Below are 21,731 nucleotides of genomic sequence, written 5' to 3'. Positions count from 1 at the left end.
GCGACGGTCACACGCCGGTGCCGGCGGGCGAGGCGCCGGCGGGCGCCCCGTCCGGCTCCACGCCGCTGCCGACCACCGTTCCGGACTGGTCGAGGACGCCGAACGCGGGGAAGGACTCCAGCGCCAGCGCCGTGCCGACCGCACCGGTCGCCGGCGGCTCGACGACGACCTGGGCGACCGGCTCCAGCCGCTCGCGGTAGGTCTCCGCCTCGTCCTCCGGCCCTACGACGACGGCGATCACCCGGTCGCGTCCGCCGGGAAACGTCCGCGCGGAGTCGAGGAAGGCGGGCAGCTTCTCCTCGCAGGCGGGGCAGCGCGGCGTGAAGGCGCCGACCAGGGTCCGGCCGGACAGCAGGTCCCGGGACACCGGCTCACCGGTGGTGGCGACGGCCTCGAATGGCCCGGCGGTCTCGCCCTCGTCGAGGATCGCGTAGGGTCGCCGTCCCCCGGACGACAGGTTCGAGATCAGCTCGGTGTGCTCGCGGAGCCGCCGGATCACGCCGAGCGTGAGAACCAGGTCCAGGAGGCTGACCGCGAGTGCCAGGACAGCCAGCGCGGCGGTGGCGGGCATCATCGAACGGATCCCTTCGTGGCGCCGTGGTCAGCAGGGGTTGCGGTAGTTGCACTCGTAGTAGCAGCTCTGGCCCGCCGGGGTGTACCGGCAGCAGTACCACCGGAGGCGGCTTACGTCGCAGTCCCCGACGTAGGTGCACGTGCATTCGGCGGACGCGTTCGCGTGCGGGACCACCAGGCTGAGCAGCCGGTCGCCGAGCCTTTCGATCTTCGTGAGCATTGCCTTCCACCCTCCTTGACCCACCTCGGCCTTCGGTCCGAGGCGAACGCCGGCGCCCCCGGCTCCGCGCCATGCGGCGGACGTGCCGGCCGGATGTCCATCAGAGCATCCGGCGGCTTCAGATCGGTTTCACGAGCAAAGGGCGGCGCCCACGGCCGCTTGTGAAGGGGCTCGTTCCAGGGCGTGCGGCCGGACTGCGCGGGCGCCGGATCTGCTTCATCTTCGCCACCGGTGGGCATCGGTGACCCTCGGCGTCCGGTGCGGGCCGCGGTCGAGGGGCCCGCGTCCGGCTCGAAGCGCCGTCGCGACGCCGTCGAGGCAGGCGTCTCCACCGAGCGCGGCGTGGGCCGCCGCGACCGTGAGCGCCAGCGGCGACCTGGCGCACAGATCGATGATCTTGTCCACCGCTGCGGGCTCGGTCGCGGCCCAGCCGGGACCGAGCCGCGCGGTCAGCAGGGAGCGGGCCTCGCCTGGACTGAGCGGGGCCAGGACGAGCGGGCGCGCTCCCTCGGCGGCGATCAAGCCGGTGAGGGGTTCCCGGCTGGTGACGACGACGAGGCTGCCCGCCGCGCCGGGAAGCAGCGGCCGTACCTGCGCGGCGCTTTCCGCGTCGTCCAGGACCACCAGCGTGCGCCGGCCGTCCATGAGCGAGCGGTACAGGTCGACCTGCTCGTCCACATCCAGGGGAACGTGCTCGACGGGTGTGCCGAGCGCCCGGATGAATCTTCTGAGGGCCTGCCCGGGGGAAGGGCGTCTCTCCGGGTCGTGGCCGTGGAGGTCCATCCATAGCTGGCCGTCCGGGAACTGGTCGGCGACGCGGTGCGCCCAGTGGCCGGCGAGGGCGGTCTTGCCGATGCCCGCGGTACCGGAGATCACGCAGATCCGCGTCGCGGAGGCGTCCTGATGCCGATCCTCAAGGAGGGTGTCGAGGATGGACAGCTCCCTACGGCGACCGGTGAAGCCGGAAACGCCCGGAGGAAGCTGCCTCGGCACCGGCGGGAACATCGTGGAGGAAGTCGCCCCGGGGCGGCCGTCGAGGACGAAGGCGTGCAGGGCCTGGAGCTCCTCCCCCGGGTCCAGCCCGAGCTCGTCGGTGAGGTTCCGCCGCACCGTGTGGTAGGCGTCCAGAGCGTCGTTGCGCCTGCCACTGGCGTGCAAGGCCGTGATCAGTTGTGCCCACAGCTTTTCCCGGAGCGGGTGCTGTGCCGTTAGGGCGAACAGCTCGCCGACGATCTCGCGATGCACCCCGCGGCGCAGCTCTACATCGAAGCGTCGTTCCAGCGTCCGCATCCGCTGCTCGCGCAGTTGGGGTGCGACCTCGCGCTGCAGCCGGTCGGAGGGCACACCGGCCAGCGGTTCGCCGCGCCACAGCGCGAGCGCGCGCCCGAGCGCCTCCGACTCCGCGTCGAGATCGTCCTCGGCGGCCGCGCGCTCGGCCGCGCTCAGCCGGTCCTGGAAGCGCATCACGTCCGTCCGCCCCGGCGCGACGCGGAGGCGGTAACCGTCGACCGAGGTGGTGATGACGGCGCCTGAGACGAAAGGGGCGAGCGTCTGCCGCAGCCGGGTGACGTACAGCTGGACGACGCGGCGCGGGTTGCCGGGCGGCTCGTCACCCCAGATCACCTCGACCAGGTCCTCCACCGGCACCGGCCGGCCCGCCCGCAGCAGGAGGGCGGCGAGAAGGGAGCGGTGCTTCGGGCCGCCCATGGGCACGTCCCGCCCACCCGCCCGCATCTCGAACGGCCCCAGCAAGGCGAACTCGACGTCCATCCGCCAAGGCTGCCAAGGGCCGTTGGGCATTACGTGGACGGAACGTGGACGGCCGCGAAGGCATGCGCGCCTCGCATGGGAGGTAGGAGAAACCTGCGCTTGTCGCGGGACTCGTCCGCCCTGGAGGATCGGCGCATGAGTTCTGCGGACACACCAGACATCGCCGTCCTCGGCCTCGGCCGGATGGGCACCGCCATCGCGGCCCGCCTCGTCCGCCAGGGATGCTCCGTCGTCGGCTGGACCCGCTCCGGGCGCGAAGTGCAGGGCATCACGACCGTGTCCGATCCCGGCGCCGCGGTCGGCCGCGCGTCCGTCGTACTGCTGTGCCTGTTCGACGGCGATGCGTGCTCCAGCGTCATCGACCAGGTACGCGGGCGGCTGCCGGACGGCGCGGTGGTGGTGAACACGAGCACGGTGTCGCCCCGTGAGGCCGAGGCACTCGCCAAGGCGGTCCGGGACTCCGGCGCCGGCTATGTCCATGCGCCGGTCATCGGCTCGCTGCCCGCGGTCGCCGCGGGCACGCTCACGATCCTCAGCGGTGGCGCGGAGCCCGGCGCCGCCACGCCGGTGCTCAGGGCGCTCGGCGAGACGATGGTGCTCTCCTCCCCCGCCGAAGCCGCGGCGGCAAAGCTGCTGGCCAACGGCGCACTCGGCGACACGCTCCTGGCACTGCGCGCCGGCAGGGCGTTCGCCGGCGAGCTCGGGCTTCCCGAGGAGCGGTCCTGGTCGGTGCTTGAGCGCACACCGCTCGGCGGGATGGTTCGGGCCAAGCGGGAGCGGCTGGAAAAGGGGTCGTTCGATGACGGCGATTTCACCGCCGCGGCACTGGCCAAAGACCTCGCGCTGCTCGCCGGCACCGCACCTTCGGCCGCGGAGCTGTACGAGCAGGTGCAGGGCGCGCTCGACGCGGGCTCGGTCGCCGCGGACGACGACATCGCGGCGTTCACCGTCGCCCCCGGGACCGAACGGCCGCACGGCCTGTCGCTCGCGCCGAGCGTCAGCGCCCCGCCGGACGTCCTCCTGCCCCTCCAGCGTTACGTCGCCGGCCACGCCACCGGGCAGGCGGACCATCACCGCCTGGCCTTCTGGCCCACCGCGCACATCGAGGGTCTGCGTGACGGCCGGCTCGTGTCCTGGACGCTCGACGAGTACTGCAAGGTGTTCACGGGCCGTCCCGCGGAGGACGAGGCCACCCGCCGGCGGCGCCTCGACCACGTCCGATGGCACGGCACGGTCGCGACCGCGACGATGACGCTGAGCCACGGCGCCGGCGTGTTCACCGACAGTTTCGTGCTGCTCCGGCTGGACGGCGAATGGCGGATCGCCAACAAGGTCTTCCACCGCGCCGACGCGCCCAGGGAGTAGCTCCCGGGACGCGTCAGCGCGGTGGGTCGGGTGGATCGGAAGGGTCGGGGTGCCGGCTCAGCGAGCTGGGCCACCAGATCCGGGGTCCCGCGTCGCGGACGAGGGCGGGCACCAGCAGCGAGGTGATGACCCCGCCGGTGGAGGTCAGCCCCAGCAGGACGCCGCGGCGGACGCCGTGCCGGTGGGATTCCTCGCGGACGCGGGACATCAGGAAGATGTTGTAGTCGACGCCGAGGGCCACCAGGAACACGAATCCGTACAACGGCACCGACGCGTCGGTCCCGGTGAAACCGAAGAGATGCTCGAAGACGAGGGCGGCGCTGAGCGTCTTCTGGGCCGCCACCGAGGGCGCGTCGTTGACGAAGACCTCGTCCAGGGGCACGCCCTTGGAGTTCAGCGTCGGCGCGAAGGCCGCGCAGGCGAGCAGGCCGATGAGCGAGAGGGACCAGACGCGCCGCGGGCGGCGGTCGACCAGTCCGGCGATCCGCCGCCACACGCCGGCGCCCGCGCTGGCCGTCTCGCCCGGACGCGGCTTCGTGGGCCAGTAGGCGGCCCGCCGAGGGACCGCCGCCATGCCGTCCACATGGCCCGCATGCGGTCCGGTCCCCGGGACAGTTCCTCCCGGTAGCGCGCGGACAGCAGAAGGGCGTAGTCGGTGGCGGCCCCGATCACGAGGATGGACAGGATGCCCTGCACCTGGCCGTCCACCCGGACCCGGGCACCTGGGCGGTGGCCCGCCGCACGTCGTCGAGCGTGGAGGGCGACTCGTCGCCGAGGCTCGGCCGAAGCTGGACGACCCCCTGCAGCGCCTTGCCGTCGCGGGACGCGATCGCCGGGGACGGCTGCCCCGCGATTCCCGGCCCGCCCGCCAGCGAGGCGAGCGCACGCGAGGCGTCGTCCCGCTGCTCCTCGCGGACCGGGCCACCGCCGCCCTCGGCGGTCCAGACCACGATCAGCGGCAGTGTCTCCTCGCGGCTGAACGCGCGCTGCGCGTCGATGACCCGCGTGGATTCGGCGCTCCGCGGCAGGAAGGACGCCTGGTCGTTGGTGGCGACCTCACCGAGCTTTCCGGCGTAGGGGCCGAGCACCGGGGCGCAGGCATCGTTACCCGCTCCCGACGACCGCAGGGGTTCTGTGCCGACGGTGGGACGCGCTACGACGGCGGGTCGATCAGAAAGACCGGGCGGGGAGCGTCCGGGCGGGCGTCGAAGGTGTCGCGGACGAAGGGGACGATGCCGAACTTGCGGCGGTAGGCGCGCAGGACGGCCTGCTCGCGGCCGCCGGTGACCTCGGTGAGGCGCACCCGCCGGAAGCGGCGTCCTCGTCCGACTTCGGCCCGGCCGTCGGCACGAACGTTGTGGACCCAGTGGGTGTCGCCGAACGGCGACACGAGCCATTCCCGGCCGTCGAACTTCAGCAGGGCGACGGGGGCGGTGCGGAGCAGGCCGCTGCGCCTGCCGGTGGTGCGCAGAAGGCGGAGGGGGCCCATCGGGACGCCCCAGGAGAGCAGGCGGGCGGGCACGCGGCTCATCCGCGCGAGGCGGGGCGGCAGGTCGGCGGAAGTCATCATCGCTCCATATCGGGCGCGGCACTAAGCGGTGTAATTCCCTCCACTTAACCGTGCCACGGCCGCCCCAAACGCGCAAGTTAAATGGAGGGAATTTTTCCGGTTTGCTCCGGAGAGTCCTCGGGGCCGGTCAGCGGGCCTGCTCCCAGCCGCGGCGCGGGCGGTGCATGCCGAGCTGCTCGTCGCGGCTCCGGTAGACGATGTAGGGACGGGTCAGGTAGCCGAGCGGCGCGGTCAGCATGTGGACGAGCCGGGTGAAGGGCCAGACGCAGAAGAGGGCCAGGGCGCTGAGGGCGTGGAGCTGGAACAGGATGGGGACGCCGGTCATCAGGTCGGGGTCCGGCTGGAAGTAGAAGATCGACCGGAACCACGGGGAGACCGTCTCGCGGTAGTTGTAGCCGCCGCCGACGATGTTCGCCGCGACGGTGGCGGCCAGGCCGAGGACGATGGTCAGCGCGAGCACCGCGTACATCAGCTTGTCGTTGCGGGTCGTGGCGGAGAAGACGGGTCCCACGGTGCGGCGCCGATAGATCAGGATCGCGAGCCCGGCGAGCGTGCAGAACCCGGCGATGGTGCCGAGCACCACGGCGACGACGTGGTACATGTGCTCGGTGATCCCGGCGGCCTCGGTCCAGCCGTCGGGGATGACCAGCCCGCCGACGTGGCCGAGCAGCACGACGAGGATGCCGAAGTGGAAGAGCGGGCTGCCGATGCGCAGCAGGCGCCGTTCGTAGAGCTGGGACGAGCGGGTCGTCCAGCCGAACTTGTCGTAGCGGTACCGCCAGACGTGCCCGAGGACGAACACCGCGAGGGTGACGTAGGGCAGGACGACCCAGAGAAGGATGCCTCCAACACCGGGATCGCCTCCGTTTTCGGCGGCCAGGGCGCCGACACTGCCGGTCATGAGCGGACTCCAACGACGGGATCGGGCAGGAGGACGGGGCCCATGGCGGTCGCGTCCGCCCCGTAGGGGGCGAGTCCGACCTCCTCCTCGGGCGGGCCTTCGGCGATGAGGCGGGCGACGGCCGCCTCGGTGCGGCCGGTCAGCGGGGGCAGGGTCGCGGCGATCGCGTCCAGGACGGGCGCCCACGGCGATCCGGACTCGGTGAGGGACAGCCGCAACAGCTCCAGCCCCGCGCGGTGTTCGAGCAGCAGCCGGCGCCCTTGGACGAGGTCGCCGGTCGCGGCGAATTCGAGGACGACGGCGAGGTGGTCGGGCAGTTCGCCGCCGTCCAGGACGAGCCCGGCCGCGTCGTAGGCCTGCTTGAAGCGGAGCAGGGCCATGCCGCGTTTCCGGGTGTCGCCGTAGGCGTAGTACGTCAGGTAGAGGCAGCACCGTTTGCGGTGGTCGAACGTGGCGACGTAGTCGGCGGCCAGGTCCTGCGGCGCGGTCGCGTCCAGGTGGTCCAGGACGCGGCCCAGCGGCTCGGCGACGGGCGCGGGCAGGCCCGCCACGGCCCGGCGGAGCAGCGGGCGGCGGGCGAGCAGTTGCTCGTCGGGGTAGCCGAGCAGGAGGGACGCGACCTGCCAGGCCGCGGCCAGCTGGGCGTCGGAGGTCTTCGCGGGTCGGGGTCTCACGGCTTGGGCTCCGTTTCGGCGTCGCCGGAGTCGGCGGGCGGGTTCTCGGGCCCGCGGGCGGGGAACAGGCCGGCGGGGGCGCCCTTGCCGTCCCAGTTGAGCAGGTTGACGCGGGTGTGCTTGTCGGCCGGGTCGACCGGGTTGTCGGACGTCTGCCGCTCCCGCAGCATGTGGAAGTTCTCGACCGCGATCGGGTTGGCGCCGCCGGACGCCTCGCCGAAGGGGCCGGAGCCGCCGCCCGTCCCGGCGCCGCCCATCCCGGGCCCGCCCTCGTAGTCCAGGGCGCACTCGGTGGCCAGCTCCTCCAGGCCGTGGGCCTGTTCGGCGTGCGCGGGCGGGATCACGTACCGCTCGTCGTACTTCGCGAGCGCGAGCAGCCGGTACATGTCGTACATCGCCTCGCCGGACATCCCGACGCCGTCCGGGATGGACTCGTCGGGCTCGCGGCCGAGGTTGATGTCGCGCATGTAGGACCGCATCGCGGCCAGCCGCCGCAGGACGGCGTCGACGGGGGCGGTGTCGCCGGCGGTGAACAGCTCGGCGAGGTACTCGACGGGGATGCGCAGCGCGTCGATCGCGGCGAACAGGTTCCCGGCGCTCTCGGCGTCGTGGCCGGTGTCGCGGACGACGTCCACGACCGGGGACAGTGGCGGGATGTACCAGACCATCGGCATCGTCCGGTACTCCGGATGCAGCGGCAGCGCGACCTTGTAGGTGTTGATGAGGGCGTGGATCGGGGACCGCTGGGCGGCCTCGATCCAGTCGGCCGGGATGCCCTCGCGCTCGGCGGCGGCGATGACCCGCGGGTCGTGGGGGTCGAGGAACACCTGCCGCTGCGCCTCGTACAGGTCGGTGTCGTCGGGGGTGGACGCCGCCTCCAGGACCTTGTCGGCGTCGTAGAGGATCAGCCCGATGTAGCGGAGGCGCCCCACGCAGGTCTCCGAGCAGACGGTCGGGATGCCGACCTCGATGCGCGGGAAGCAGAACGTGCACTTCTCGGCCTTGCCGGTCCGGTGGTTGAAGTACACCTTCTTGTACGGGCAGCCCGACACGCACATCCGCCAGCCGCGGCAGCGGTCCTGGTCGACCAGGACGATGCCGTCCTCGGTGCGCTTGTAGATGGCGCCGGACGGGCAGGACGCCGCGCAGCTCGGGTTGAGGCAGTGCTCGCAGATCCGCGGCAGGTAGAACATGAAGGTCTTGTCGAACTCCATCTTCACCTTGTCGGAGATCTCCTTGAGCAGGACGTCCTTGTCGCCGTGCTCGACGGACCCGCCGAGGTCGTCGTCCCAGTTCGCCGACCAGGACACCTTCATGTCCCGGCCGGACAGCAGCGACCTCGGCCGGGCGACCGGGGTGTGCTCCTGGAGGGGCGCGTCGGTGAGGGTCTCGTAGTCGTAGGTCCAGGGCTCGTAGTAGTCGTCGATCCCGGGCAGCTTGGGGTTGGAGAAGATCGTCAGAAGCTTGCGGAGCCGGCCGCCGCCCTTGAGCGCCAGCCGCCCGCGCCGGTTCAGCGTCCAGCCGCCGCGCCAGCGCTCCTGGTCCTCGTACCGGCGCGGGTAGCCCTGGCCGGGACGCGTCTCGACGTTGTTGAACCACACGTACTCGACGCCGCTGCGGTTCGTCCACGCCTGCTTGCACGTCACCGAGCAGGTGTGGCAGCCGATGCACTTGTCGAGGTTCATCACCATCGCCATCTGGGCCATCACGCGCATGTCAGTAGGTCACCTCCTGGGACCGGCGGCGGATGACGGTGACCTCGTCGCGCTGGTTCCCGGTCGGGCCGAGGTAGTTGAACGCGAACGACAGCTGCGCGTACCCGCCGATGAGATGGCTCGGCTTGATCAGCAGCCGGGTCAGGGAGTTGTGGATGCCGCCGCGCCGCCCGGAGGTCTCCGCCCGCGGGACGTCGATCAGCTTGTCCTGCGCGTGGTACATGTACACGGTGCCCTCGGGCATCCGGTGCGAGACGATCGCGCGGGCGACGACGACGCCGTTGCGGTTGACCGCCTCGATCCAGTCGTTGTCGCGGACGCCGATCTTCGCCGCGTCCAGCCCGCTCATCCAGATCACCGGGCCGCCGCGCGACAGCGACAGCATGAACAGGTTGTCCTGGTACTCCGAGTGGATCGACCACTTGTTGTGCGGGGTGAGGTACCGGACGGTCAGCCCCAGCTCGCCCGTCTCGCCGAGTTCGGGCTCGCCGAACAGGGCGGTCATGTTCAGCGGCGGCCGGAACGCCGGGAGCTGCTCGCCCAGCTCGGCCATCCAGTCGTGGTCGAGGTAGAAGTGCTGCCGCCCGGTGAGGGTGTGCCACGGCTTGAGCCGCTCGACGTTGATCGTGAACGGTGAGTACCGGCGCCCGCCGCTCTCCGACCCCGACCACTCCGGGGACGTGATGACCGGGACGGGGCGGGCCTGGGTGTCGGCGAACGTGATCTGCTTGCCCTCGTGCTCGGCGGCCAGGTCGGCGAGGCGCCGCCCGGTGCGTCTCTCGACCGTGCGGAAGCCCTGGGTGGCCAGGTGCCCGTTCGTGGTGCCGGACAGCGCCAGGATCGTCTCGCACGCGTGCACGTCCCGCCGCAGCGACGGGCGGCCGTCGGCCGGTCCGCCCCGCACCACGCCGTTCTTGTGCTTGAGGTACTCGACCTCGCGTTCCAGCTGGAACGTGACACCCTTCGTCGTCGCGCCGAGCCGCTCCGCCAGCGGGCCGAGCGCGGTCATCTTCGCCGCGACGGCCGGATAGTCGCGCTCGACCGTCACGAGCTTGGGCATCGTCACGCCGGGGACGGGCTCGCATTCGCCCTTGGCCCAGTCGAGGACGCGCCCGTGCGGGGTGGCCATCTCGTCCGGCGTGTCGTGCAGCAGCGGCATCGCGACGACGTCCCTGCGCACGCCCAGGTGCGTCCCGGCGAGGCGGCTGAACTGCGCGGCGATGTCCTGGAAGGCCCGCCAGTCGCTGCGGGTCTGCCACGGCGGCGCGATCGCCGGGTTGAACGAGTGGACGAAGGGATGCATGTCGGTGGTGTTCAGGTCGTGCTTCTCGTACCAGGTCGCGGCCGGCAGCACGATGTCGGAGTAGACGGTGGTGCTGGTCATCCGGAAGTCCAGCGACAGCAGCAGGTCGAGCTTCCCGGCCGGCGCCTCGTCCCGCCAGACGACCTCCTCGGGCCGGACGTCCGGGGGCGCCTCCTGCGCCCGCACCGCCGACCCGGCGCCGAGCAGGTGCTTGAGGAAGTACTCGTTGCCCTTGGCCGACGACCCGAGCAGGTTCGACCGCCACACCGACAGAACGCGGGGGAAGTTCTCGGGGGCGTCGGGGTCCTGGCAGGCGAACGCCAGCCGCCCGGCCTTCAACTCGTCCACGACGTGGGCGGCGACGTCCTTGCCCGCCGCCTCCGCCTCGTCGGCCAGGTCGAGGGGGTTGCGGTCGAACGTCGGGTAGGACGGCATCCAGCCCAGCCGGGCCGCCTGCGCGATCACGTCGGCGGTGGAGCGCCCGGCCAGCCGCCCGCCGCCGGTCGCGGCGGACAGGGTGCCCGCGTCGAAATGGTCGTAGCGGAACTGGTCGGTGTGCAGGTACCAGAACGCGGTGCCGATCATCTGCCGCGGCGGGCGGGACCAGTCCAGTCCGAACGCCAGCTGCGCCCACCCGGTCACCGGGCGGCACTTCTCCTGCCCGACGTAGTGCGCCCATCCCCCGCCGTTCACGCCCTGCCCACCGGTCAGCGTGGTCAGCGCCAGGAACGTGCGGTAGATCGTGTCGGAGTGGAACCAGTGGTTCGTCCCGGCACCCATGATGATCATCGAGCGGCCGCGGGACTCCTCGGCGTTGGCGGCGTACTCGCGCCCGATCCGCTCGGCCGCCTGCGCGGGGACGCCGGTGATGGCCTCCTGCCAGGCGGGGGTGCCGGGCTCGGAGGCGTCGTCGTACCCGGACGGCCACGACCCGGGCAGCCCGTCCCGTCCCACCCCGTACTGGGCGAGCAGCAGGTCGAACACCGTCGTGACCAGGTGACCGCCGACGGTCCGGACGGGCACCCCTCTGCGGAGCGTTCCCGGCGAGCCGTCGAGGCCGTCGAAGCGGGCCAGGCTCACCTCGACGGCGTCCCCGCCCTCGACCGACAGCAGCGGGTCCGCGTCGCCCAGGTCGAGGTTCCACCGGCCCTCGCCGGACTCGCCGTAGCGGAAGCCCAGCGACCCGTTCGGGACGAGGGGATGCCCGGTCACCGCGTCCAGGATCACCGTCTTGAACGCCGCGTTCTCCGACTCTGCCTCGGCTCCCGGCAGGTCGGCCGCGGTGAGGAACTTGCCCGGGACGTGGACGCCGTCGCGCTCCTCCACGCGCACCAGGAACGGCAGGTCGCTGTAGCGCTTCACGTAGTCGGTGAAGTACGGCACCTGCCGGTCGACGAAGAACTCCTTGAGGATCACGTGCCCCATCGCCATCGCCAGGGCGCCGTCCGTGCCCGGCTGGGCGGCCAGCCACTCGTCGGCGAACTTGACGTTGTCGGCGTAGTCCGGGGAGACCGCCACGACCTTCTGGCCCCGGTAGCGGGCCTCGGTCATCCAGTGCGCGTCAGGGGTTCGCGTCACCGGCAGGTTCGACCCCCACATGATCAGGTAGCCGGCGTCCCACCAGTCGCCCGACTCCGGGACGTCGGTCTGGTCGCCGAACACCTGCGGGGACGCCACCGGGAGGTCGGCGTACCAGTCGTAGAACGACAGCATCGTCCCGCCGACCAGCGACACGAACCGGGCGCCCGACGCGTGCGACACCATGGACATCGCCGGGATCGGGGAGAACCCCGCGACGCGGTCCGGCCCGAACTCCTTGATGGTGTGGACGTGCGCCGCGGCGATCATCTCGGTCGCCTCGTCCCAGGAGGCCCGCACGAGGCCGCCCCGCCCCCGCGCCTCCTTGTAGGCGCGGGCCTTCTCCGGGTCGGAGACGACGGCGCGCCACGCCTCGACCGGATCACCGGTCCGGGCCCTGGCCTCGCGGTACATCTCCAGCAGGACGCCCCGGACGTACGGGTACCGCACCCGGGTCGGCGAGTAGGTGTACCAGGAGAAGGACGCGCCCCTCGGGCAGCCCCGCGGCTCGTACTCCGGACGGTCCGGGCCCACCGACGGGTAGTCGGTCTGCTGCGCCTCCCAGGTGATGATGCCGTCCTTGACGTACACCTTCCACGAGCACGATCCGGTGCAGTTCACCCCGTGCGTGGAGCGCACCACCTTGTCGTGCGACCAGCGGTCCCGGTAGAACGCGTCCGCCTGCCGCCCGCCCTTCTTGGTCATCGTCCGCAAGTCGGGCGACACCCGTGCGCGGGTGAAGAACCTGCGGGTGCCCACGAGCGCGTCCTCCAGCGGGCCGTCCAGGCCCGGCCGGCCCTCGGTCGAAGTCAACCCTCTGCCACCCTTCCTCTCGTCGTGATCCCGGCTCGGTCAGGCCGCGGCCCGGCGGCCGGTCACCGCTCTCCGCACGACCGTCCCGGTGAACAGCGCGGCCGCGGCCGCCACGACGGCCAGCAGCGCGAGGCCGAACGTGTAGGACCCGTAGGCGCCGTAGATCGTGCCCATCACCAGCGGCGGGACGAACCCGCCGAGACCGCCGGCGGCGCCGACCACGCCGGTGACCGAGCCGACCATGTTCGCCGGCGCCAGCCTCGCCACCAGGGCGAACGTCGCGCCGCTGCCCGCGCCGAGGGCCGCCGCCATCGCCAGGAACGCGATGGTCCCGAGCGGCATCAGCGGCGGTGTGAACGCCTGCACGGCCGCGCCCGCCACCGTCACCGCGAGGCCGGCCACCAGGACCGGCACGGCGCCGGCGCGGTCGGAGAGCCAGCCGCCGACCGGCCTCATCAGCACGGCCAGCAGCACGAAACCCGCCATCCGGTTCGCCGCGTCCGCCTGCGACAGCCCGTACTCGGTCTTCAGATATGTCGGCAGATACACCGAGAAAGCTACATAGCCGCCGAACGCCACCGCGTACAGCGCCGACGCCTGCCAGGTCACGCCCAGCCGGGCCGTCGCCGCGAGCCGCTTCGCCAGCGGTTCGGAGGGCGCGGTCCGTCCCGGCGCCTCCCGCAGCACGAACCACGCGACCACGGCATAGACCCCCAGCAGGGCGGCCGTCAACACGAACGGCGTCGCCGTGCCCCCCGCATCGACGAGCTGCACGGTGGTCAGGGCACTGATCGCCGTGCCGCCCATGCCCGCGCCGAACACCCCGACCGCGAACCCGCGCCGCTCGGGCGGGAACCACGCGCTGACGAAGGGGACCCCCACCGCGAACGCCGTGCCGCCGATGCCGAGGAAGAAGCCGCCTGCCAGCAGGGCCGCCAGCGACGAGTTCCCGGCCAGCCCCAGGTACAGGACGGGCACGATCGTGGCCACCGACACCAGCGGGAACATCACCCGGCCGCCGAAGCGGTCGGTCAGCGCCCCGACCGGGATCCGCCCGAGCGACCCCACCACCACGGGCACGGCCACCAGGAGCGACTGCTCGAACGACGACAGCCCCAGGGAGTCCTTGAACCGCGGGCCGAGCGGGCTGAGCAGCGCCCACGCCCAGAAGTTCACCGCGAACCCGGCCGTGGCCATCACCAGCATGACCACGGGCCGGGCCGTACTGGCCCGTTCCGGACGCGCCGAAACGGGGGTGCGCTCTCGCCGTATCTCCGCCACAGTGCCTTCCCGCTTTCCGCCGTCCGGCCGCTTCCGGTGAGCCCTTCCCGGGTCCGGAGCCGCGCAATCATGATCGATCTCCGCCGGACCTCACCCTGCTGGACGCCGCCGGAGGCCCGCTAGGGACCTTCGTCCCCATCGGGGTCACGACTCCTCGGTGACGACCTCCTCGACCGGCCGGCGGACGGTCCCCAGCGCCTCCGCGCCGGCGACGCCCAGCCGGAGCAGCAGCTGCGGGTGGCCGCCCGCGCAGAACCGCGCGCGGATGAACTCGCGCAGTTCGGGCACCTCGAACGCCTGGGAGTGGAGCGCCACCGAGAGGCCGCTCTCCGTGGCCCGCAGCAGGACGCGCTGGAGCGCCTGCCCCGCCCGCAGCCAGTCGGCCGGCGTGTCGGCACCGGTGACCAGGAGCAGGACCACTCCGGGCGCTTCCGCCTCCGGCGCGCTCCGCACGCCCCAGCCGTGGCCGCGCGCGAAGTCCCGGGCGGGGAAGTTCGGCGTGGTCTGCGGAACGGTCCGCGGATAGGCGCGCTCCTGGACGCCGTCCTGGCGGGACGTGCGGGGCGACGGCGCCCAGCGGGCGATCTCCGCCGCGTACGCCGGCGAGCGCCGCTGGACGTGCTCGGCCGCGTCGGTCAGGGCGGCCAGCGCGTTCGTGACGTGCGGGTCGACGGCCTCGATCAGCCGCGCGCCCTCGTGCCCGGCGTCGTACCGCATGGCGGCCACCACCTCCGGGGGCACCGGGTCCGCCGGGAACCCGCCGCGATGGCTGCGGCGCCGGGCGATCTGCGCGTGCGCCAGCAGCGTCTGCCGGTCCGCGGGCTCGCCGGGCTCCAGATCGACGTCGGCCAGCAGGTGCGGGCGGGCGGGGTCGGGCAGCACCGTGACGACGGGCGCGTACCCGAGCGCGCGCAGCGAGAGCCGCAGGGTGTAGAGGGCGGCACCGCAGCTGATCAGCATCTCGCGGCCGTCCGGGTCCGCGACGTCCAGCCGGCGGTCGGGGTCCGCGCGCAGGCTGATCCGCGTCCCGGCGACGCCGAACCGCCACGGCTGGGTGTTGTGCACCGAGGGCGCCCACACCGCGTCCCCGACGGCCCGGAGGATGTCGTCCCGCACCGTGCTCCTGGTGGTCTGCATATCTTCTCCCTCCCTCATTTCCAGACGACCCGACGCGGGCGGGCGGCGGCAGAGCCGAAGGTCCCCCGGACCAGGGCCGTTGGACACGGCAGGGGAGCGCGCGGCCGGACCATACCTTGGAGTATGGTTCCGTACCATGAAGTACGGAGACGAGATCGTCCGGCGGGTGCGGGAGCTGGCACCGGTGCTGTCCGAGCGCGCCCAGGGCGCCGAGGAGGCGCGGCGGCTCCCCGAGGAGACCATCGCCGACCTCGCCGGCACGGGACTGCTGGAGATGCTGGTCCCAAGGCGGTTCGGCGGCGGCGAGGGAGACTTCGCGACCATGGCGGCGGCGTGCCGCGAGGCGGGCGCCGGATGCGCCTCGACGGGCTGGCTGGCGGTCATCTACACGCTGCACAACTGGATGACCGCGCTCTTCCCCGAGCGCGCGCAGGCCGAGGTCTGGGCGGACCGGCCGTACGCGCTGATCCCCTGCGTCCTGGCGCCGACCGGCACCGCCGAGCCGGTGGACGGCGGCCACCGGGTCACCGGGCGCTGGTCGTGGGGAAGCGGGGTGATGCACGCCGGGCACGTCATGGTCATGGCGCTGGTCACCGTGGACGGCGGCATCGAGCCGCGGCTGTTCCTGCTGCCCCGCGACGCGGTGACCGTCCACGACGTCTGGCACACCAGCGGGATGCGGGGAACCGGCAGCAACGACATCGAGGTCGCGGACGTCCTCGTCCCCGCCCACCGGTCGGTGCCGCTCGCGGACCTGGCCGAGGGGCGCTCGCCCGGGTCGCGCGTCCACCCCGGCGCGCTCTACCGGACCCCGCTGGTGCCGGTGTTCGCGCTGACCGGCGCGGCGCCCGTGCTAGGGGTGGCGGAGGGGGTGCTGGCACGGTACGCCGAGCGGACGCGCGGCCGGGTGATGGCGTACTCCGGCGAGCGGCAGCGCGACCTGGCGGGCGCGCAGATCCGGCTGGCGCGGGCCGGCGCGGACCTCGCCGCCGCCCGCCTGCTGCTGGAGGACGCGCTCCGCGACGTCGTCACCGCCGTCGCCGGCGGGACCTGCGACCTGCGCCTGCGGGCCAGGGCCCGGCTCGTGGCCGCGCACGTGGCCGGGACGTCCCGCCGCGTCGTCAACGAGCTGTGCGCGGCGGCCGGGGCGAGCGCCCAGTTCACGAGCTCCCCGTTCCAGCGGGCGCAGCGCGATGTGAATACGATCTCCGGGCACGTGGTGTTCGACCCGGACGCGGCGTACACCCTGTACGGCAGGATCGAGCTGGGGCTGGACCCCGGCCCGGTGGTGCTCGTGTGACGGCGTCCCGGGCGGTGGGATTGGTGGTGCGATGACGGCCCGTACCAGGGTGGCGCGGCGCGACTGGATCGAGGCCGGGTACCGGGAGCTGGCCCGCGCCGGTGAGCGGGCCGTGACGATCGCCGCGCTCGCGGCCCGGCTGGGCGTCACCAAGGGCAGCTTCTACTGGCATTTCAAGGACCGCCCCGAGCTGATGCGGGCGCTGCTGGACCGGTGGGCGCACGAGCGGACCGACGAGGTGCTGGGGCTCGCCCTCGGCAGCACCACCGACCCGCGCGAGCGGCTGCGCCGCATCCAGGCGCTCGGCCGCGAGATCGCGCCGGTCGACCGGGCGATGCGGCTGTGGGCGCAGCACGAGCCGGCCGCCGAGGAGGCCGTCCGGCACGCCGACCGGGCGCTGCTCGGGCACATCTCCGCCTGCCTGGAGGACCTCGGCTTCGACGGCGAGGAGGCGCGGCTGCGGGCCCTGCTGATGCTGCGCACCTGGGCCGGGGGCTACCTCGCCCCGGGGACGGGGCCCGATCCGCAGGACCGCATGCTGGAGATCCTTCTCGGCACCCCGCCGCGACCGCGGCGCTGAGCCCGTTCAGTCCGGCCCCTCCGGCCGGTCGGCGCCGGCCCGGCGGACGAAGCCGTGCCGGGCGAGGAGGTCGGTGAACTCGCGCCCGGCGGCGGTCAGCTCCCGGCCGAGGCCGCGGCAGGCCGGGCAGGTGTCCTCCTCCGGCTCGGCCGGGCGGGCCCTCATGTGATCGTCGATGGCGCGTTCCACGGCGGTCACGATGGCGGGCTCCCCCGCCATCGGCAGGTCCGGCACCGTGACCGGGACCGCGCCCCGGGCCGGACGCAGCTCATGGGCACGGCGCGCGGCCTGGGCGACCGCGACGAGCTCACCGGCCCGCCGGTGCCACTCCACCCACCGCTCGTTCGGAGTCGTGCCCGTCCCCCCGCATGTCCCGCAGTCGGTCTCCAGCCCGTCCAGAAGCCGCGCCCACTGGGCGGCGCTCCCCGCCCGCTCACCCACACCGGCCACCCTGCGCTGGTTTCACGAATCGCTGTCCATTCAGAGTCCCGACGTGTGGGTCCCGCAGGGACCACCCCCCTTGCTCGTACGCGCGGCGAGGACGTCCGGTTCGGCGCGCCACCACACGGTTCCGAACCGACCGGGACCGGCCGCCGGGTGAGCCGGCCGGCCTGCTGCCGAGCCAGGTGATCGCAAGGGGGGCGGGTCGCGCTCGGGGTCCTGCTCGGGGGCGAGGCCCTCGGCGTCGACCTGCTCGCGGGCGGGGCCCGCCGATGTTTGCGTTAACCAGCCGGACTGTCAAGAGCCGCCCTAGAACTCCACCCCGATTCGGGCCCGTTTCGGCTGCTCAGGACAGTCCTCGCAGATCAAGACCTCGCGGAGTGTTGACGCGCGGAGTGATAACGCTAACAATCGGTGGGCGAGTTCGTCCGGGCGGGCGGTCACGGCGGTGACGCGGCGCGCAGCGGGCTCTTGACATGGAAGTGTGACCGGTAACAGTGTGTCCCGGGACACCGGCACCACCCCCGAGGTGAGACGTGAAGCGTAGGAAGCTCGTCACCCTGGCGCTGGGCCTCGGCCTCGCGTTCGGCATGACCGCGTGCGGATCGGCGGAGAAGACCGTCGACAAGGAGAAGGCCGAGAACAAGTCCGCGGCGGGCGCACTGGTCGGCGTCACGATGCCGACCCGCTCGTCGGAGCGCTGGATCCACGACGGCGACAACGTCCGCAAGCAGCTGGAGCAGCTCGGCTACAAGGTCGACCTCCAGTACGCCCAGGACGACATCCCCACCCAGGCCAACCAGATCGACAACCAGATCACCAAGGGCGCCCGGCTGCTGGTCATCGCCTCCATCGACGGCACCGCGCTCACCACGCAGCTGCAGGCGGCGGCGGACAAGGACATCCCGGTCATCTCCTACGACCGGCTGATCCGCAACTCGCCGAACGTCGACTACTACGCCACCTTCGACAACTACAAGGTCGGCGTCCAGCAGGCGACGTCGCTGCTCATCGGGCTCGGGCTGAAGAAGCAGGACGGCTCGGAGGGGACGGCCAAGGGCCCGTTCAACATCGAGCTGTTCGCCGGCTCCCCCGACGACAACAACGCGACGTTCTTCTACAACGGCGCGATGGACACCCTGAAGCCGTACCTCGACAAGGGCGCCCTCGTCGTCAAGAGCGGCCAGAAGGACTTCAAGACCATCGCGACGCTGCGCTGGAGCGCGGAGCGCGCGCAGCAGCGCATGGAGGACCTCATCACCCGCTACTACGGCGGCGGGACGAAGGTGCAGGGCGTCCTGTCCCCCTACGACGGGCTGTCGATCGGCATCCTGTCGGCGCTGAAGTCCAGCGGCTACGGGACGGGCGGCCAGAAGTACCCGATCGTGACCGGGCAGGACGCCGAGGTCGCCTCGGTCAAGTCGATCATCGCGGGCGAGCAGTACTCGACGATCTACAAGGACACCCGGCAGCTCGCCTCCGTCACGGTCAAGATGGCCGACGCGGTGCTGAAGGGGAACAAGCCCGAGGTCAACAACACCAAGGACTACGACAACGGCGAGAAGGTCGTGCCGTCGTACCTGCTGAACCCGGTGATCGTGAACAAGGGCAATTACAAGCAGCAGCTCATCGACACCGGTTACTACACCGCGAACCAGCTGCAGTAGCGCCACCCGGGCGGGCGCCCGTGCCGGCGCCCGCCCGCTCCCCCGGAGGACGACCATGACCGAGGCGATACTGCGGATGCGCGGCATCACCAAGACCTTTCCCGCGGTCAAGGCCCTGCAGGACGTGAACCTGGAGGTGCGGCGGGGCGAGATCCACGCGATCTGCGGCGAGAACGGGGCCGGCAAGTCGACGCTGATGAAGGTGCTGTCCGGGGTGTACCCGCACGGCGACTACAGCGGCGACATCGAGTTCGAGGGCCGGCCGTGCCGGTTCTCCGGCATCCGCGACAGCGAGCAGCGCGGGATCGTCATCATCCACCAGGAGCTGGCGCTCAGCCCGTACCTGTCGATCGCGGAGAACATCTACCTCGGCAACGAGCGGCGGGGACGGCTCGGGCTCATCGACTGGAACCGGACGAACGCCGACGCCGCGCGGCTGCTGGAGCGGGTCGGGCTGCACGAGAACCCGGTGACGCCCGCGATGGACCTCGGCGTCGGCAAGCAGCAGCTCGTGGAGATCGCCAAGGCGCTGTCCAAGCGGGTGAAGCTGCTCATCCTGGACGAGCCGACCGCGGCGCTGAACGACGCCGACTCCGCGCACCTGCTCGACCTGCTGCGCGGGCTGCGGGACGAGGGCATCACCTGCGTGATCATCTCGCACAAGCTGAACGAGATCCGCGCGATCGCCGACTCGACGACGATCCTGCGGGACGGCCGGACGATCGAGACGCTCGACATGAGCGGCGACGTGTCCGAGGACCGCATCATCTCCGGGATGGTCGGCCGCGACCTGGAGCACCGGTTCCCCGACCGCGTCCCCGAGATCGGCGACGAGGTGCTGCGGATCGAGGACTGGACCGTCCACTCCCCCACCCAGCGGGGCCGGACCGTCGTGCAGGACGCCCGCCTGGTGCTGCGCCGCGGCGAGATCGTGGGGCTCGCGGGCCTGATGGGCGCGGGCCGGACCGAGCTGGCGATGAGCGTCTTCGGTCGCAGCTACGGGATCGGGATCACCGGCCGGATCTACAAGGACGGCAGGGAGATCGCGGTCCGGACGGTCAGCGACGCGATCCGGCACGGGCTCGCGTACGCGACCGAGGACCGCAAGACGTACGGCCTGAACCTCATCGAGGACGTCAAGCGCAACGTCTCCGCGGCCGGGCTGCGCGGCCTCGCCAAGGCGGGCTGGGTGGACGACAACCGCGAGTACGAGGTCGCGGAGCGGTTCCGCAGGGAGATGAACATCAAGACGCCGAGCGTCATGTCGGTGACGGGGCAGCTGAGCGGCGGCAACCAGCAGAAGGTCGTGCTGTCGAAGTGGATGTTCACCGACGCCGACGTGCTGATCCTGGACGAGCCGACCCGCGGCATCGACGTCGGCGCCAAGTACGAGATCTATTCGATCATCAACCGGATGGCCGACCAGGGCCGTGCGGTGCTGGTGATCTCCTCCGAGCTGCCCGAGCTGATCGGGATCTGCGACCGCGTGTACGCGATGGCGGGCGGGCGGATCACCGGCGAGGTGAGCCGGGCGGAGGCGACGCCGGAGCGGCTGATGCAGTACATGACCCAGACCGAGGAGACCAGGACATGAGCAGCGTGGCGCCGGCCGACAAGGCCGTGTCCCCGCCGCCGGCGCAGCGGCCGGCCCCCGGCCGGACCCTGCCGGTGAACCTGCGGCAGAGCGGGATCTACATCGCGTTCGCGCTGATCGTGGCGCTGTTCGCGGTGCTCACCGACGGGCGGCTGCTGTCGCCGGAGAACATCTCCAACATCATCGTGCAGAACTCCTACATCCTGATCCTGTCGATCGGGATGATCCTGATCATCATCGGCGGGCACATCGACCTGTCGGTGGGGTCGGTGGTGGCGGTGACGGGGGCCATCTCGGCGGTGCTGATGGTGAACCACGACGTGCCGTGGCCGCTGGCGGTGCTGCTGACGATCCTCGCCGGCGCCGCGATCGGGGCGTGGCAGGGGTACTGGATCGCCTACTTCGAGATCCCCGCGTTCATCGTGACGCTGGCCGGGATGCTGGTGTTCCGGGCGCTGACCCTGACCGTCCTCGGCAACCAGGGCATCGGCCCGTTCCCCGACGAGGTCCGCACGATCGCCAACGGCTTCCTGTCCGGCTACCTCGGCAACATCGCGCTCGGGCCGCTCGGCGGCGCCGACCTGTTCACCCTGCTGGTCGCGCTCGCGCTGGTCGGCGGGTACGTCGGGCTGGGGTGGCGGAACCGGCAGGGGCGCATCGGCTACGGGCAGAAGGTCGAGCCGCTCGCGGTGTTCGCGCTGAAGAACGCCCTCGCGGTCGTGGTGGTCATGTTCATCGCCGTGCAGCTCGCGCGGTTCAAGAACATGCCGTGGGTGCTCGTCCTGCTGGGCGTGCTCGTGCTCGGCTACACGCTGGTGACCAACCGGGCCGTGTTCGGACGGCACGTCTACGCGCTCGGCGGCAACCCGCTCGCGGCCAAGCTGTCCGGTATCAAGGTCAAGTCGGTGTCGTTCTGGCTGTTCGTCAACATGGGCGTGCTCGCGTCCATCGCCGGCGTGGTGTTCGCCGGGCGCCTCAACCAGGCCGGCCCGACCGCCGGGACGAACTTCGAGCTGGACTCGATCGCGGCGGCGTTCATCGGCGGCGCGGCCGTGCAGGGCGGGGTCGGCAAGGTGATCGGGGCGATCACCGGGGGGCTGATCATGGGTGTGATCAACAACGGCATGTCGCTGCTCGGCGCGCCGAGCGAGCGGGTCATGCTGATCAAGGGCCTGGTGCTGCTCGCGGCGGTCGCGTTCGACATCTGGGCCAAGCGGCGCAGCGGCACGGCGCGCTGAGCACCCGGCCG

Annotated in this window: 19 protein-coding genes and 1 pseudogene; 6 read left to right on the top strand and 14 right to left on the bottom strand. The window is 72.1% G+C overall.

Translation table 11 applies throughout. The features are described from left to right. Positions 1-7: 7 nt before the first annotated feature. The 3 genes from BM339_RS27215 to BM339_RS47935 form a co-directional block, all read right to left on the bottom strand. Positions 8-574, bottom strand: coding sequence for a thioredoxin domain-containing protein (locus tag BM339_RS27215; protein WP_075022662.1), 567 nt, complete (start codon positions 572-574; stop codon positions 8-10). A gap of 27 nt (positions 575-601) precedes the next feature. Further along, positions 602-793 (bottom strand): hypothetical protein, encoded by a 192-nt coding sequence (locus BM339_RS27210; RefSeq protein WP_021593468.1) that lies wholly within the window; start codon positions 791-793, stop codon positions 602-604. Between the two features lie 216 nt (positions 794-1,009). Continuing rightward, on the bottom strand, positions 1,010-2,563 hold the full coding sequence (locus tag BM339_RS47935) for an AfsR/SARP family transcriptional regulator (protein WP_177287790.1): 1,554 nt from the start codon (positions 2,561-2,563) through the stop codon (positions 1,010-1,012). A 135-nt stretch (positions 2,564-2,698) separates the two neighbouring features. On the opposite strand from BM339_RS47935, the gene BM339_RS27195 reads away from it, so the two are divergent. Further along, the gene (locus tag BM339_RS27195) at positions 2,699-3,928 is read left to right on the top strand and encodes a nuclear transport factor 2 family protein (RefSeq protein ID WP_075022661.1); all 1,230 of its coding nucleotides are present in this window, start codon (positions 2,699-2,701) and stop codon (positions 3,926-3,928) included. A 13-nt stretch (positions 3,929-3,941) separates the two neighbouring features. Here the strand turns inward: BM339_RS27195 and BM339_RS52965 are convergent. The 10 genes and pseudogenes from BM339_RS52965 to BM339_RS50105 form a co-directional block, all read right to left on the bottom strand. Further along, positions 3,942-4,241 (bottom strand): annotated as a pseudogene (locus BM339_RS52965) (MMPL family transporter); the annotation flags it as partial. Between the two features lie 80 nt (positions 4,242-4,321). Continuing rightward, entirely contained in the window at positions 4,322-4,600 is a 279-nt protein-coding gene (locus BM339_RS52960) for an MMPL family transporter (RefSeq protein WP_476920301.1), read from the bottom strand. Beyond that, positions 4,597-5,016, bottom strand: coding sequence for an MMPL family transporter (locus tag BM339_RS50855; protein WP_075022658.1), 420 nt, complete (start codon positions 5,014-5,016; stop codon positions 4,597-4,599). The genes BM339_RS52960 and BM339_RS50855 overlap by 4 nt, the downstream gene beginning before the upstream one ends. Positions 5,017-5,081: 65 nt before the next feature. Then, positions 5,082-5,495: a nitroreductase family deazaflavin-dependent oxidoreductase gene (locus BM339_RS27175; RefSeq protein WP_021593472.1), complete on the bottom strand. Its 414-nt coding sequence runs from the start codon at positions 5,493-5,495 to the stop codon at positions 5,082-5,084. 130 nt (positions 5,496-5,625) lie between these two features. After that, the gene (gene narI / locus BM339_RS27170; RefSeq protein ID WP_075022657.1) at positions 5,626-6,399 is read right to left on the bottom strand and encodes a respiratory nitrate reductase subunit gamma; all 774 of its coding nucleotides are present in this window, start codon (positions 6,397-6,399) and stop codon (positions 5,626-5,628) included. After that, complete coding sequence (gene narJ / locus BM339_RS27165) at positions 6,396-7,073, bottom strand: nitrate reductase molybdenum cofactor assembly chaperone (protein WP_075022656.1); 678 nt, start codon at positions 7,071-7,073, stop codon at positions 6,396-6,398. Before narJ ends, narI begins: the two co-directional genes overlap by 4 nt. Next, positions 7,070-8,788: a nitrate reductase subunit beta gene (gene narH / locus BM339_RS27160; protein ID WP_075022655.1), complete on the bottom strand. Its 1,719-nt coding sequence runs from the start codon at positions 8,786-8,788 to the stop codon at positions 7,070-7,072. The genes narJ and narH overlap by 4 nt, the downstream gene beginning before the upstream one ends. 1 nt (position 8,789) lies before the next feature. Beyond that, a complete protein-coding gene (locus BM339_RS27155) occupies positions 8,790-12,482 on the bottom strand; it encodes a nitrate reductase subunit alpha (RefSeq protein ID WP_075022654.1) in 3,693 nt (1,230 codons plus the stop codon). Positions 12,483-12,521: 39 nt separating this feature from the next. Then, entirely contained in the window at positions 12,522-13,688 is a 1,167-nt protein-coding gene (locus BM339_RS27150) for an MFS transporter (RefSeq protein WP_024935794.1), read from the bottom strand. A 219-nt stretch (positions 13,689-13,907) separates the two neighbouring features. Next, on the bottom strand, positions 13,908-14,900 hold the full coding sequence (locus BM339_RS50105) for an Acg family FMN-binding oxidoreductase (RefSeq protein ID WP_021593478.1): 993 nt from the start codon (positions 14,898-14,900) through the stop codon (positions 13,908-13,910). Between the two features lie 136 nt (positions 14,901-15,036). Between BM339_RS50105 and BM339_RS27140 the strand changes: the two genes are divergently transcribed. Both BM339_RS27140 and BM339_RS27135 read left to right on the top strand, forming a co-directional pair. After that, entirely contained in the window at positions 15,037-16,200 is a 1,164-nt protein-coding gene (locus tag BM339_RS27140) for an acyl-CoA dehydrogenase family protein (RefSeq protein ID WP_024935795.1), read from the top strand. Between the two features lie 31 nt (positions 16,201-16,231). Next, positions 16,232-16,780 (top strand): TetR/AcrR family transcriptional regulator, encoded by a 549-nt coding sequence (locus BM339_RS27135; RefSeq protein ID WP_075022653.1) that lies wholly within the window; start codon positions 16,232-16,234, stop codon positions 16,778-16,780. 6 nt (positions 16,781-16,786) lie between these two features. Here BM339_RS27135 and BM339_RS27130 read toward each other — a convergent pair whose 3' ends face one another. After that, positions 16,787-17,221 carry a hypothetical protein gene (locus BM339_RS27130; protein WP_143118608.1) on the bottom strand — a complete coding sequence of 145 codons (435 nt, stop codon included), beginning with the start codon at positions 17,219-17,221 and terminating at the stop codon, positions 16,787-16,789. 536 nt (positions 17,222-17,757) lie between these two features. Between BM339_RS27130 and chvE the strand changes: the two genes are divergently transcribed. From chvE to mmsB, 3 genes are read left to right on the top strand one after another with little or no spacing between them, the layout of a single operon-like run. Beyond that, a complete protein-coding gene (gene chvE / locus BM339_RS27125; RefSeq protein ID WP_276526555.1) occupies positions 17,758-18,888 on the top strand; it encodes a multiple monosaccharide ABC transporter substrate-binding protein in 1,131 nt (376 codons plus the stop codon). Between the two features lie 55 nt (positions 18,889-18,943). After that, the gene (gene mmsA, locus BM339_RS27120; protein WP_021595515.1) at positions 18,944-20,482 is read left to right on the top strand and encodes a multiple monosaccharide ABC transporter ATP-binding protein; all 1,539 of its coding nucleotides are present in this window, start codon (positions 18,944-18,946) and stop codon (positions 20,480-20,482) included. Then, positions 20,479-21,720 (top strand): multiple monosaccharide ABC transporter permease, encoded by a 1,242-nt coding sequence (gene mmsB, locus BM339_RS27115; RefSeq protein ID WP_021595514.1) that lies wholly within the window; start codon positions 20,479-20,481, stop codon positions 21,718-21,720. The genes mmsA and mmsB overlap by 4 nt, the downstream gene beginning before the upstream one ends. Positions 21,721-21,731 lie beyond the last annotated feature (11 nt).

Origin of the sequence: Actinomadura madurae, assembly GCF_900115095.1 — a bacterium.
Taxonomy (GTDB): domain Bacteria; phylum Actinomycetota; class Actinomycetes; order Streptosporangiales; family Streptosporangiaceae; genus Spirillospora; species Spirillospora madurae.
The sequence above is the reverse complement of the archived record's forward strand: the minus strand, read 5'-3'. Positions and strand labels throughout refer to the sequence as shown.